This window comes from Burkholderia sp. Bp8991 (assembly GCF_003853795.1).
Lineage (GTDB): Bacteria > Pseudomonadota > Gammaproteobacteria > Burkholderiales > Burkholderiaceae > Burkholderia.
Genome location: NZ_QTQJ01000002.1, coordinates 191,020 through 203,913, shown reverse-complemented (window position 1 = coordinate 203,913; position 12,894 = coordinate 191,020). Strand labels below are relative to the sequence as shown.

General features: G+C 71.5%; 10 protein-coding genes. 5 read left to right on the top strand and 5 right to left on the bottom strand.

All coding sequences use genetic code 11. The features are described 5' to 3' along the window. Positions 1-31 precede the first annotated feature (31 nt). Positions 32-430: a RidA family protein gene (locus tag DIE02_RS02940; RefSeq protein WP_044843433.1), complete on the top strand. Its 399-nt coding sequence runs from the start codon at positions 32-34 to the stop codon at positions 428-430. A gap of 80 nt (positions 431-510) precedes the next feature. Next, positions 511-1,857 (top strand): MFS transporter, encoded by a 1,347-nt coding sequence (locus DIE02_RS02935; RefSeq protein ID WP_044843434.1) that lies wholly within the window; start codon positions 511-513, stop codon positions 1,855-1,857. Positions 1,858-1,923: 66 nt separating this feature from the next. Here DIE02_RS02935 and DIE02_RS02930 read toward each other — a convergent pair whose 3' ends face one another. Genes DIE02_RS02930 through coxB form a run of 4 tightly spaced genes read right to left on the bottom strand, consistent with a single transcriptional unit; the run spans position 1,924 to position 7,646 of the window. Next, the gene (locus DIE02_RS02930) at positions 1,924-3,540 is read right to left on the bottom strand and encodes a cytochrome c (RefSeq protein WP_124528661.1); all 1,617 of its coding nucleotides are present in this window, start codon (positions 3,538-3,540) and stop codon (positions 1,924-1,926) included. After that, the gene (locus DIE02_RS02925) at positions 3,531-3,932 is read right to left on the bottom strand and encodes a hypothetical protein (protein ID WP_044843436.1); all 402 of its coding nucleotides are present in this window, start codon (positions 3,930-3,932) and stop codon (positions 3,531-3,533) included. Before DIE02_RS02925 ends, DIE02_RS02930 begins: the two co-directional genes overlap by 10 nt. Then, positions 3,929-6,568 carry a cytochrome c oxidase subunit I gene (gene ctaD / locus DIE02_RS02920; protein WP_124528659.1) on the bottom strand — a complete coding sequence of 880 codons (2,640 nt, stop codon included), beginning with the start codon at positions 6,566-6,568 and terminating at the stop codon, positions 3,929-3,931. Before ctaD ends, DIE02_RS02925 begins: the two co-directional genes overlap by 4 nt. 13 nt (positions 6,569-6,581) lie before the next feature. Beyond that, positions 6,582-7,646, bottom strand: a complete 1,065-nt coding sequence (coxB, locus tag DIE02_RS02915; protein ID WP_124528826.1) for a cytochrome c oxidase subunit II — start codon at positions 7,644-7,646, stop codon at positions 6,582-6,584. Positions 7,647-7,950: 304 nt separating this feature from the next. Here coxB and DIE02_RS02910 point away from each other — a divergent pair, with 304 nt between their 5' ends. Both DIE02_RS02910 and DIE02_RS02905 read left to right on the top strand, forming a co-directional pair. After that, positions 7,951-8,160: an SDR family NAD(P)-dependent oxidoreductase gene (locus DIE02_RS02910; protein ID WP_260441478.1), complete on the top strand. Its 210-nt coding sequence runs from the start codon at positions 7,951-7,953 to the stop codon at positions 8,158-8,160. Between the two features lie 5 nt (positions 8,161-8,165). Continuing rightward, entirely contained in the window at positions 8,166-9,941 is a 1,776-nt protein-coding gene (locus DIE02_RS02905) for a glycoside hydrolase family 15 protein (protein ID WP_124528657.1), read from the top strand. Between the two features lie 74 nt (positions 9,942-10,015). On the opposite strand, the gene DIE02_RS02900 is transcribed toward DIE02_RS02905, so the two are convergent. Beyond that, on the bottom strand, positions 10,016-11,842 hold the full coding sequence (locus tag DIE02_RS02900; protein WP_124528655.1) for a thiamine pyrophosphate-requiring protein: 1,827 nt from the start codon (positions 11,840-11,842) through the stop codon (positions 10,016-10,018). A 189-nt stretch (positions 11,843-12,031) separates the two neighbouring features. Here DIE02_RS02900 and DIE02_RS02895 point away from each other — a divergent pair, with 189 nt between their 5' ends. Next, positions 12,032-12,427 (top strand): DUF305 domain-containing protein, encoded by a 396-nt coding sequence (locus DIE02_RS02895; protein ID WP_044843440.1) that lies wholly within the window; start codon positions 12,032-12,034, stop codon positions 12,425-12,427. The last annotated feature ends 467 nt before the right edge of the window (positions 12,428-12,894 follow it).

Here is a 12,894-nt window from a genome sequence, read left to right as displayed (position 1 = left end):
CGGCGCCGACACGCCGGCCCCGGAGACACTCATGCCCAAACGCGAAGCGATCATCCCCGCCGGAATGGAAGCCGTGTACGAGAAAATCGGCTACGCGCCGGCGGTCAAGGTCGGAGATACCGTCTATGTATCCGGCCAGATCGGCCGCGATGCCGCGATGCAGCTCGTCGAAGGCCGCGAGGCGCAGATCGTGCAGGCGTTCGAGAACCTGAAGCGGGTGCTCGAGGCGGCCGGCGCATCGCTCGACGACGTGGTCGACCTGACGACCTTCCACACCGACATGCGCGACCTGCCGCTGTTCATGGAGGTACGCGACCGCTATCTGCATGCGCATCCGCGGCCCGCGTGGACCGCGGTCGGCGCGCACATGCTCGGCGGCTCGCCCGGTTACATCGTCGAGATCAAGGCCGTCGCGGTGCAGGCGGACTGATACGCGACCCCTTCACGCCGTAATTCAAAAACGATAAACGGATCGCCCCGCAACGACGGGGCGATCCTGGAGACGCTTTCATGACTGCTGCTTCCGTTCGCTCGATTCCCGCGCTGATCGACGACGCGCCGCTCGGCGCGTTGCAGATTCGCGTACTCGCGCTGTGCGTGCTGATCGCGCTGCTCGACGGCTTCGACACGCAGGCGATCGCGTTTACCGGCCCGGCGATCCTCGCGTCGTTCCGGCTGCCGGCGGGCGCGCTCGCCCCGATCCTGACCGCCGGGATCGTCGGCATGACGATCGGCGCGATGACGCTCGGCCTCGTCGGCGACCGCATCGGCCGCCGGCCGGCGATCATGATCGGCCTTGCTCTGTTCGGCAGCGCGACGCTCGCGACCGCATGGGCCGGCGACCCACGCCACATCCTTGCGCTGCGCTTCGTCGCGGGGCTCGGGATGGGCGGCTGCACGCCGGTGCTGCTCGCGCTCGCGGCCGAATACTGTCCGGCCCGGCTGCGCGGCGCGGTGATGACGGGCGTGCTGCTCGGCCTGCCCGCCGGCGCGATGCTCGGCGGGCTGCTCGCCGCGCGCATGCTGCCGGTGATCGGCTGGCCGGGGATCTTCGTCGTGGGCGGCGCGGCGCCGCTCGCGGTGCTCGGCCTCGTCGCGCTGCTGCTGCCGGAGTCGCTGTTTTATCTGGCATCGCGTGACGACGCACGCGCGCAGCAGCGGGTGCGGGCGACGCTGTCGAAGATCGTCGCACAGGCGCTGCCGTCCGACGCGCGCCTGTCCGTGCCCGAAGAGGCGACGACGAAAGCGAGCGTCGCCGCGCTGTTCCGCGACGGCCACGCGGGCAACACGCTCGGCATCTGGGCGATCTACCTGCTGAACTGGATCGCATGGTTCATGCTGCTGTCGTGGCTGCCGACGGTGCTGAAGGCGGCCGGCCTGACCGCGCAGCAGGCGCCGGTCGGCACCGTGATCGTCAATGCGGTGTTCATCGTCTGCGCGATCCCGCTGTCGATCGTGCTGCCGCGCGTGAATACGCGCAACCTGCTCGGCGCGATGTTCGCGTCCGGCATCGCGATCGCGCTCGCCCTCGGCTACGCCGGCACGAACTGGGCGCTGGTGTTCGCGCTCGTCGGCGCGGCCGGGTTCGGCATCGGCGGGCAGCAGATCGCGCTGAACTACCTGATCGTCGGCGCGTATCCGACCGCGCTGCGCGCGACCGCGACCGGCTGGGCGATCGGGATGGGCCGCGCGGGCGCGATCGCCGGCTCGGCCGTCGGCGGCACGTTCCTGGCGTGGGGCGGGCCGTCCGGATTCTTCCTCGCGCTGGCCGTGCCGCTCGCGGGCGCCGCGCTTGCCACGCTCTGCCTGCGCCCGGGCCGGTCCGACGTCGAAGCGGCGCCGGCGATGCCGCACTGAGCGCGTGAACCGGCCGGTCCGGTTCGTACGGTTCGATTAGTCATACATGTCGATCGCGGCCGGGGTTCAGCGGTGGATCGCCGCCCGCAACCGTCTCACATCCTGCTCCGACACCGGTGCGGCGCGATTGCCCCACGCGCCGCGCACATAGCTGACCACCGCGGCGATCTCGCTGCTGGTCAGCGCGCCGCGCATCGCCGGCATCCGCTGCACGGGCCCGTGCGTGCCGGGCGCCGGCCGTGCGCCTTCGACGACGATCCGGATCGCGCTGGTCGGGTCGGCCGCGAGCACGGCGGAATTGCCGGCGAGCGGCGGCCCGCGCCCGGGCACGCCCGCGCCGTCGGCGCCGTGGCAACGCGCACAGAATCCTGCATATACGCCGGCTCCCGGCGCCTGCTGGCCGCCTTCCGGCCGCGGCCCGGCGGCCGTCAGCCGCGGGACGCCGACGCCGAGCGGATTCGTCGCGGCGGTCGGTTGCGCGGGCAACGACTTCAGGTACACGGCGATCGCGTGGCGGTCCGCATCCGTCAGCCGCGCGGTGCTCTCGGCGACGACCGGTGCCATCGCGCCGAACACGGCACCGCGCACCGCGTGGCCGCTGCGCAGGAACGCGGCGAGGTCGTCGGTGGTCCAGCGCCCGAGGCCGTCCGCATCCGCGCCGGTCAGGTTCGGCGCGAACCAGTGATCGTTGATGCCGCCCGTCAGGAACGCGGGACTGCGTTCGTCGTAGCCGCGCTCGTTGTAGGCCGGGCCGCGCGGCGTATGGCATGCGCCGCAGTGGCCGAGCCCCTGCACGAGATACGCGCCGCGATTCCATTCCGACGATTGCGACGGCTGCGGCGCGAAACGGTCGTGGTTCGCGAACGCGAGGCTCCATAGCGCGAGCGCCCAGCGCTGGTTGAATGGAAACGGCAGTTGCGTGAGCTTCGCAGCGTTCGCGGACGGCGCCACGTCGCGCATGAAATACGCATACAGCGCGCGCACGTCATCGTCGGTCATGCGCGCGAACGACGGGTACGGCATCGCCGGATAGAGCCGGCTGCCGTCCGCGCGCACGCCGCGCCGCAACGCGTCGTCGAACTGCCGCAGCGTGTAGTCGCCGATGCCGTGCGCCGTGTCCGGCGTGATGTTCGGCGCATAGATCGGTCCGAACGGGGAATTCACCGGCTGGCCGCCCGCGTACGGCGTGCGGTCGGCCGCGTCGTGGCAGGCCGCACAGTCGCCGGCGAACGCGAGATAGCGGCCGCGCGCGATGGTGGCGGCATCGGCGCTCGCGGCGGCGGCGGCGACGACCGGGCGACGGGCGGCGGCCGCCGCGGACGCTGCGTCGCGCGGCGTGGCGGACGCCCCCGACGATGCCGAATCCGACGCCGTCGCATCGCGCGACCGCGACAGCCGGCGATCGCTTTCCACCCGCGCCGACATCGACGCCCCGGCATCGGCTGCCGCGCGAATCTTCACGAACCGCCAGCCCGATGCGGGCTCGGCCGCTTCGGCCGCCGACGCGGCATCGGCCGTATCGCCGGCGGACATCGCGTGGTCGTCGCGCTGCATGTCGCATGCGGCGAGCGCGGCGCACGCGGCGAGCGCGACGCCGACGCCGACGCCGACGCCGCGCCCCGGAACGAGACGCGCCGGGCGCGAAACGATCGAAGCGAGCGCAGCGAACGAGATCAGCGCCATGGACTGCACGGCCCCAGGAAAGCGGTGACGATCCCCGTGAACACGAGACCGATCACGAACCCGAGCGCGGCGAGCATCCCGCAGCGCGCGAGGAATCGCGTGCTGTCGTCGCGCGTCGCGGCCTCCACATCGGCGTCATGCCGGCGTTGCCACGTGCGCACGAGCCACGTGGCGAAGACGGCCGCCAGCGCGAACGCGCACGCGGCGATCAGCGCGAGCCACACGCCGACGTGCGCCCAGCGCGGCACCGCCTGCGCGACGCCGAGCGGATAGCAGGCGGTCGACGCGAGCGTTTCGGACGCGAGCATCTGCGCGAACCACAGCGCGGGCGCGCCGACCAGGCCGGCCGCGATCGCGAGCAAGGGCGTCCACGAGCGTCGCGCGCCGTTCATCCCGGGCTCCTGAGCCAGTACGGCGACACGTACAGCGCGGTGAAGATGAACAGCCACACGATGTCGACGAAGTGCCAGTAGAGCCCGCCGACCGTCAGCGCGACGCGTCGCTCGCGGCCGAAGAAGCCGGCGGCGGTCCACCCGGCGAGCAGCGCGAGGATCACGAGGCCGGCCACCACGTGTGCGAGGTGGAAGCCGGTGATCGTGAAGTACAAGCTGCCGTACAGATGCGCGGTCGGGCCGTACGGATGGTCGCGCCACTCGTGCAGTTGCACGAGCGCGAACGCGACGCCGAGCAAGAGCGCGACGGCGAGCGCGGCCACCGCGCGGGCCTGCCTGCCGGCCCGCACCGCGCGCTCGGCGAGCCACACGAACCCGCTGCTCGACAGCAGCACGACCGTATTCCCGGCCGCGAGCCCGAGCTTCGGCATCCCTTCGGGCGGCCACGGCGCGGCCGCTTGCGACTGCAGGTAGAAATAGCAGAACAGCAGGTAGCCGAACAGTCCGGCCTCGGTCACGATCAGCGTGATGACGCCCCACCAGCCGCCCGCGCGTTCGCCGTAACTGCCGACCGGCAACGGCTCGACGCACGCGGCCGGCGCGCCGGGCGGCACCGCGGCCGACGGCGGCCGTTCCGGATCCAGCCCGGCGGCCGCCGACGGCGCCTGCGTGGTATCGCGGGCCGCGAGGCGTGCGCGCTGCCCGAGCGTGCGGCGCGGCCACAGCCACACGGCGGTCCCGATCGCGCAGCCGGCGACGGCCGCGCACACGAGCGTCGGCGAGCGCGCCAGCATCGCGGCGCACACCGCGGTCGCGAGCAGCGCGAGCACGAACGGCACGCTGCTGTCTTCGGGCATCTTCAGGATCGCGCTCGGCGTCGCCGCGAGCGGCGTGACCGCGAGCGCCTCGCGCCCGTCCGCGAGCCGGTAGCCGACCTGCACGCTGGTGCGCTTCGCGTCGTCGCGCGTTTCCCACAGCGGGTGCCGCGACGCCACGAGCGGCAGCACCGCGAAGTTGTACACGGGCGCGGGCGACGCGACCGACCATTCGAGCCCGGCCGCGCCCCACGGATTGCCGCCGGCGCGCGCGCCGCGCCGCGCGCTGACCAGCGCGTTGACGACGAACATCACGATCCCGATGCCGAACACGAACGAGCCGATCGTCGTCAGCAGGTTCGACGTGTCCCAGCCCATTCCGGACGAATAGGTATAGATGCGGCGCGGCATCCCGAGCAGCCCGGAGACGTGCATCGGGAAGAAGCCGAGGTTGAAGCCGGCCAGCACGACCCAGAACGTCAGGCGTCCGAAGCGCTCGTTCATCATCCGCCCGGTGAATTTCGGGAACCAGTACGTGAGCCCGCCGAGCACCGGGAACACGTTGATGCCGAGCAGCACGTAATGCAGGTGCGCGACGACGAAATACGTGTCGGTCAGCTGCCAGTCGAGCGGCACCGCGGCCGTCATCACGCCGGACACGCCGCCGATCACGAACATCAGCACGAAGCCCGCGAAATACAGGAACGGCGTGCGGAACACCGGGCGGCCGGTCCAGATCGTCGCGAGCCACGCGAACACCGCGACCGCGCTCGGGATCGAGATCAGCATGCTCGCCGCGCCGAAGAACGCGAGCGCGAGCGGCGCGATGCCGGTCGCGAACATGTGGTGGACCCACACCTCGAAGCCGATCAGCATCGTCGCCACCGTCGATACCGCGACGGCCTCGTAGGCGACGAGCGGCCGGCGGCAGAAGGTCGGCAGCGCGTCCGACACGATCCCCATCGCGGGCAGCACGACCACGTACACCCACGGGTGCGCGAACATCCAGAACAGGTGCTGCCACAACAGCGGCCGCCCGCCGTTCGCGACGTCGAAGAAGTGCGTGCCGGCGTTTCGGTCGAGCCACAGCAGCAGGAACGCGAGGCTCACGGACGGCACCGCGACGAGGTTCGCGACCGATGCGGTGAGCGTGCCCCACACGATGATCGGCAGCCGGTCGATCGACATCCCGTGCGCGCGCATCCGCAGCAGCGTGACGACGAAGTTCGCGGCGCCGCCGGTCGTCGAGACGCCGAGCAGGATCATGCCGAGCGCATAGACGTCGATGTTCGCGCCGGCGCTGTAGTCGAGCGACGTGAGCGGCACGTAATTGAACCAGCCGCCGTCCGGCACCGCGCCGAGCGGGAAGCTCGCATACAGGAACAGCCCGGCGAACAGGAACGCCCAGTACGAGAATGCGTTCAGGCGCGGGAACGCCATGTCGCGCGAGCCGAGCATCAGCGGCCACAGATAGTTCGCGAAGCCGGACAGCACCGGCAGCGCGTACAGGAAGATCATCGTGACGCCGTGCATCGTGAACAGCGCGTCGTATTGCGCAGGCGTGAGCACCGTCGCATCCGGCCGCGCGAGCTGGATGCGCATCACGAGCGCCTCGACGCCGCCGAGCAGCAGGAATGCGAACGCGGTGACGATGTAGCGCAGCCCGATGCGCTTGTGGTCGACCGTGCCGAGCCAGCCGCGCCAGCCGGGTTCCGATTCCCACAGGCCGGCCAGTTCGCGCTCGTGCGCGGAGCCGGGCGGCGCTTCGCCGAGGTCCGGCACGCGGCTGAGCGGGGCGGGCGGGTCGCGGACAACGGCCATCGTCATCCTCCGTTCAGTGCAGCGTCGCGAGATACGCGGCGAGATCGTCGGCGTCGCGCGGCGCGAGCGCGAACGACGGCATCAGCGTCTGCGGCTTGATCTGCTGCGCTTGCGCGAGCCAGCGCCGCAGGTTGTCGGGCGTGTTGTCCAGCGTGCCGGCCGCAAGCAGCCGGCGCGATCCGAGATGCGACAGGTCGGGGCCCGCGTCGCCAGCCGCGCCGCTGCCGCGTACCGTGTGGCACCCCGCGCAGCGCGCGTCGAACAGATGTCGGCCGCGCTGCTCGGCGCCGGCCGCCGGGGCAGGCGCCGGCTGCCGCTGCGCGGCGAGCCACGCGCGAAACGCCTCGGGCGGCTCGGCCACGACCTCGAACGCCATGTGCGCGTGCTGCGCGCCGCAGTATTGCGAGCACTGTCCGCGATAGACGCCCGGCCGGTCGGCCTGCAGCCACTGGTGATTCGTCTGGCCCGGGATCGTCTGCGTCTTGCCGGCCAGTTGCGGGACCCAGAACGCATGGATCACGTCTGCACTCTTCAGTTCGACCGCGACGGGTTCGCCGACCGGGATGTGGATCTCGTTCGCGGTGACGAACGCGGTGCCACCCGCGTCGTCCGGATAGCGCACGGCCCACCACCAGTCGCGCGCGGTCACGACGATCGTGAGCGTGGGCGGACGCGGCGGCGCCGCGACCGCGCCGAGCACGCGCAGCATGTAGACCAGCGCGCCGAACAGCAGCGCGATCGAGATCGCGGAGCCGACCGTCACGATCGCGAGCCCGCTGCCGTGACCGCCGCCCGCCTGAGCGCGGCGGCGAAACATCGCGATCAGCAGCAGCACCGCGATCGTCGCGCAGACGAACGTGCACAGCGCGAGCAAGGCCCAGCCGAGCACGAGCACCGGATCTGCAGCGGGGCCGGCAGCATGCGCGACGTACGCGAGCGGCAGCGGGCCGGCGGGTGACGCAGAAGCGTCGGCCGCACGCGCTGCCCGCGGCGCGACGATGCACGCGGCCGCGGCGATGCCGGCGATGCCGGGAATGCCGGCGATATCGGCGGTATCGGCAATACGGCACGCATTCATGAACGGCGGGACGAGCAACGGCGACTCCTTGCCGGATCCGGCGGCGTGACGACAAACCGTTCGCGGCGGAGCAAGTTCCGTGCGCGGACGGCGCGTAGGCGAGGCGCCCGGCGTTGTGCACGCAACGTGCAGCGCGTTACAGCCGGCTTGTAAATCGGGCGACGGTTCATCGTTCGGGGGCAGGGTGCCGCGGCCCGTGCGATATCCGGCACGCAGTTTGCTACGCCGATCGTGTTACGGCCGGCAATCCCGGGAATGTCTCGGCGGCGTGCCGGCCACCGCGAAAAAACAGGAGGAATCGACCGTGAGGACCGTCGCGATCACGAGTGCGAATGCCGGGGGCGGCCGGGCCGCCACTCATGCGTTCGCGCGACGCGCTGCCAAGGTCGCGCTGCCTGCCCGCGATCCGCGCGCGCTGCACGACATCGCGTGCGAAGTGCGCGCGCATGGCGTCGAAGCGCTGCCGATCGCCGTCGACGTCGGCGACGCCGCCGCGCGCAAGCTGAACCGGTGAGCGCGATGCTAATCGAGGACTACGCGCTGATCGGCGACGGCCGCAGTGCCGCACTCGTCGCGCTCGACGGCAGCATCGACTGGCTGTGCTGGCCGGACTTCGATTCGCCGCCATGCTTTGCCGCACTCGTCGGCACGCCGGACAACGGCCGCTTCCGCATCGGGCCGCGCGAGCCGGGGGCCCGCGCGACGCGCCGCTACCTGCCCGGCAGCGCGGTGCTCGAAACGACGTTCGAGACGTCGTCCGGCTGCGTCGTCGTGATCGACTGGATGAACTGGGCGGCGCCCGACCCGTGCCTGATCCGCAGCGTGCGCGGCGAGCGCGGCGCGGTCAAACTCGACGTCGATCTCGGCGTGCGCTTCGACTACGGCCACGCGCTGCCGTGGTGCCGGCGGCTCGGCCGGCGCTGGCGAATGATGACGGGCGGCGACGCGATGTGGCTCGATACCGACGCGCACCTCGACGTGCGGGACGACCGGCTCGTCGGCACGCAGCGGATCGCCGCGGGCGAGCGCGCGGATTTCTGCATCAGCTACGCGCGTTCATATGACCGGCCGCCGCCCTTGCCGGATGCGTACGCGTCGCTGCGCGACACGCTCGCGTCGTGGCGCGCCTGGTCGACGTGCAATACGGCGCAAGGCCCGTATCGCGACGCGATCGAGCGCGCGCTGATCACGGTGAAGCTGCTGTCGAGCGTGCGCACCGGCGGCATCGTCGCGGCGCCGACGAGCTCGCTGCCCGAATCCTTTGGCGGCATGCGCAACTGGGACTACCGGTACTGCTGGCTGCGCGACGCGAGCTTCACGCTGCGCGCGCTGGTGCGCTGCGGCTACCGCGACGAGGCGGCGCGCTGGCGCGACTGGCTGGTGCGCGCGATCGCCGATCATCCGGCGCAATTGCAGGTGCTGTACGCGGCCGACGGCGGCCGGCGGGCGGACGAATGGGAAGCCGCGCACCTGGCCGGTTACGAAGGCGCGCGGCCGGTGCGCTTCGGCAACGCGGCGGCCGAACAACTGCAGCTCGACGTGTACGGCGAAGTGCTGGCCGCGCTGTACCAGGCGCGCCGGCACGGGCTGCCGCCCGACGACGACGCATGGATGCTCGAGCGGCGACTGCTCGAGCATCTCGCGACGATCTGGCGCGAGCCGGACGAAGGGATCTGGGAAGTGCGCAGCGGCCGGCACCCGTTCACGTCGTCGAAGGTGATGGTATGGGCGGCCGTCGAAAGCGCGTGCCGCTCCGCGCACGCGTTCGATCATCACGCGCCGCTCGACGCGTGGCGGCGCTGGGCCGATACCGTGCATGCGGACGTCCTCGCGCGCGGCTACCACGCGAAACTCGGCCGCTTCGTCGACCGCTACGACGGTGACGGGCTCGACGTGAGCCTGCTGCTGATTCCGCTGACGGGGATGCTCGACGCGTCCGACCCGCGCGTCGCGGCGACGGTCGCTGCGATCGAGCGCGAGCTGGTCGAGGACGGCCTGCCGTTCCGTTATCGCCCGCCGCGCTTCGACGATGGTTGCGAGGGCAACGAAGGCGCGTTCGTCGCGGCCGGCTTCTGGCTGGTGCAGGTGTACCGGATGCAGGGGCGCGACGCCGACGCGCACGCGCTGTTCGAGCGGCTGCTGGGCCTGCGCAACGACGTCGGTCTGCTGGCCGAGGAGTACGACGTGAAGGCGCGGCGCATGTGCGGGAATTTCCCGTTCGCGCTTGCGCAGGTCGGCCTGGTCAACGCCGCGCTCGCGCTGCAGGATGGCGGCGGCGACGTCGACATCGGCTGACCCACCGCGCTGCGCCGCGCCGCACGCGACGGGGCGGCACGACACGCGTACCGCGCCGTCCCGCCCGTGATGCGCTACGACCGGCTTGTCCCGCCCTTGCCACCGTGTTCGCCGTTGCCCGGCAACACGGCCGACAGAACCTGCCGCGCGGTCTCGACGATCACGTTCGCCTCGCGCGCGTCGCCCTTCACCAGCGTTTGCGCGAAGTGCTTCGCCTGCTGCAGCGTCACGTGCGGCGGCAGCGGCGGCACTTCCGGATCGCTCTTGACCTCGAGCACGACCGGACGGTCGGACGCGAGCGCCTCGTCCCACGCGGCGCCGAGCTGCTCCGGGTCGTCGACGTAGATGCCCTTCAACCCGAGCAGCGTCGCGAAGCGGTAGTACGGCACATCCGGGATCTGCTGCGATGCGTCGAACTTCGGGTCGCCTTCCATCACGCGCTGCTCCCACGTGACCTGGTTCAGGTCCTCGTTGTTCAGCACCATGCAGATCCAGCGCGGATCGGGCCATTGCCGCCAGTACTTCGCGACGGTGATCAGCTCGGCCATGTTGTTCATCTGCATCGCGCCGTCGCCGACCATCGCGATCACGGGGCGCGCCGGGTGCGCGAACTTGGCGGCGATCGCATACGGCACGGCGGCGCCCATCGACGCGAGGCCGCCGGACAGCGAGCCCATCATCCCGCGCCGCATCATCAGGTCGCGCGCATACCAGTTTGCGCAGGAGCCCGAATCGCTCGTCAGGATCACGTCGCCGGGCAGCCGTGGCGACAGCTCGGTGAACGCGCGTTGCGGATTCACGCCGCGACCGGGGCTCGCCTGCGCGGCCGCGCGTGCCGCGAGCGTGTCGCGCCAGTCCGCATTCCATTTCGCGATCCGGTCGCGCCAGCCGGTGTCGTCCCGTTCCTTCAGCAGGGGCAGCAGCGCGCGCAACGTCTCGGCGCTGTCGCCGACGAGGTTGACCTCCATCGGGTAGCGCAGGCTCAGCATGTCGGCCTTCAGGTCGATCTGCACGCCGCGTGCCTCGCCTTCCTTCGGCAGGAATTCCGAATAAGGGAAACCGGAGCCCACGACGAGCAGCGTGTCGCATTCGCTCATCAGCTCGTAGCTCGGCCGGGTGCCGAGCAGCCCGATCGCGCCGGTCACCCACGGCAGGTCGTCGGGTAGCGCCGCCTTGCCGAGCAGCGCCTTCGCCGCGCCCGCGCCGAGGCGGTCGGCCACCGCGATCACCTCGTCGGTCGCACGCAGCGCGCCCGCGCCGACCAGCATCGCGACCCGCTTGCCGGCATTGAGCACGTCGGCCGCGCGCTGCAGGTCGTCGGGATAAGGCACCACCTTCGGCGGCGTGTAGCCGATCCCCGAATGCACGGTGCCGTGCGCGCGCTTCGGCGGCGCGTAGTCGAGCGACTGGAGGTCGTTCGGCAGCACCAGCGCGGTGACCGTGCGCGCACCGAGCGCGATGCGCACCGCGCGGTCGACCAGGTGGCGCACCTGGCCCGGCACGACGGCAAGCTGGACGAATGCGCCCGCAACGTCCTTGAACAGCGCCGGCAGGTCGACTTCCTGCTGGTAGTGGCCGCCGAGCGCCGCGCGCGCCTGCTGGCCGACGATCGCGAGCACCGGCATGTGGTCGAGCCGCGCGTCGTACAGGCCGGTCACGAGGTGCGTCGCGCCGGGGCCCGAGGTCGCGACGCACACGCCTAGCTCGCCTGTAAATTTTGCATGCGCGGACGCCATGAAGGCGGCCATCTCCTCGTGGCGCGCCTGGACGAACGCGATCTTGCCCTCGGCCCGGCCGAGCGCGCCGAAGAAGCCGTTGATGCCGTCGCCCGGGTAGCCGTAGATGCGGCGCACGCCCCAGTCATACAGCCGTTCGACGATGAAATCCGCCACTGTCGCCATGCCGTTTCTCCTTGGTTCGGGATGAGCCGGTACGCCGGGCGCGGGCGATCGCCGTGCGCGGCGTTGCCGGTGCGTCGCGCAATGCGCGTGCCGTGCGGGCGTGCCGTCTGCGTCGGGTACGGGCGTTGCAGGCAAGCGTTGCACGCGAAGAGCAGGCAACCGACCGTTCAATTCCCGAGGAGCCGTGACATGGATGCATTCACCCGCCGCCCGGTGCGCGCGGCCCGGCACTGCGCCGCCTGCGCACTGCTGGTCGCCGCCGCGGCAGCCGTATCGCCGGCCGGGGGCCAATTGCGCCCGCCCGACACCGTGACCGTTCCCGACACCTCGACCCAGGCGTACAAGCGCGCCGACCGCAGGATGATGGATGCGATGGAGGGCGCGCGTTATTCCGGCGATGCCGATCGCGATTTCGTGTCGCAGATGGCGCCGCATCACCAGGGTGCGATCGACATGGCACGGGTCGAGCTGAAGTACGGCAAGGATCCGACGCTGCGGCAGCTCGCGAGCCGCATCGTCGCCGCGCAGCGCGACGAGATCGCGTTGATGGAGCGCTGGCAGAAGATGCACGGCGCGACGCCGTGAGCGCCGGCCATCACGCGGTTGAGCGGGCGCGGTCGGTCGTGTCGCGGCGGGCCGCATCCGAGCAGGGGGCGGGGGCATGACCGACGGCGGATGCCGCATGCCCGCGGCCAGCACCCAGGCGGGTGATCCTGCAATTGCAACTAACGGTCAGTCGCATGCCCGCCCGCGGCACGGATACGCACGCGCGGCGGCAACGCACGTCGCCGGACGCTCACGCATGAACCGGCTCGCAGGCCGCGGCCGGCTCGTGTACCGCGCCATTCGACGCGCGTCAACGACGCATGCCGCGGTTTTCGCGCCCGGCACCGTCCATGGCCGGCGGTGCTCGCCGGTCGCGGAATTTTCAAGCGCTTGTCATTTCGATCGCCCCGCCGCAGAGTAAGCCACGCGGCCCGGATGCCGCACCGGCGTGCGCGCAACGCCGCCGCAGCGGCGGCGTTGCGGCGAGGAACGGCTCATGCTGCACG

Coding starts and splice junctions, on each gene's coding strand:
- DIE02_RS02940 (WP_044843433.1), top strand. CDS start 32: ATGCCCAAACGCGAAGCGATCATCCCCGCCGGAATGGAAGCCGTGTAC.
- DIE02_RS02935 (WP_044843434.1), top strand. CDS start 511: ATGACTGCTGCTTCCGTTCGCTCGATTCCCGCGCTGATCGACGACGCG.
- DIE02_RS02930 (WP_124528661.1), bottom strand. CDS start 3,540: ATGGCGCTGATCTCGTTCGCTGCGCTCGCTTCGATCGTTTCGCGCCCG.
- DIE02_RS02925 (WP_044843436.1), bottom strand. CDS start 3,932: ATGAACGGCGCGCGACGCTCGTGGACGCCCTTGCTCGCGATCGCGGCC.
- ctaD (WP_124528659.1), bottom strand. CDS start 6,568: ATGGCCGTTGTCCGCGACCCGCCCGCCCCGCTCAGCCGCGTGCCGGAC.
- coxB (WP_124528826.1), bottom strand. CDS start 7,646: ATGAATGCGTGCCGTATTGCCGATACCGCCGATATCGCCGGCATTCCC.
- DIE02_RS02905 (WP_124528657.1), top strand. CDS start 8,166: ATGCTAATCGAGGACTACGCGCTGATCGGCGACGGCCGCAGTGCCGCA.
- DIE02_RS02900 (WP_124528655.1), bottom strand. CDS start 11,842: ATGGCGACAGTGGCGGATTTCATCGTCGAACGGCTGTATGACTGGGGC.
- DIE02_RS02895 (WP_044843440.1), top strand. CDS start 12,032: ATGGATGCATTCACCCGCCGCCCGGTGCGCGCGGCCCGGCACTGCGCC.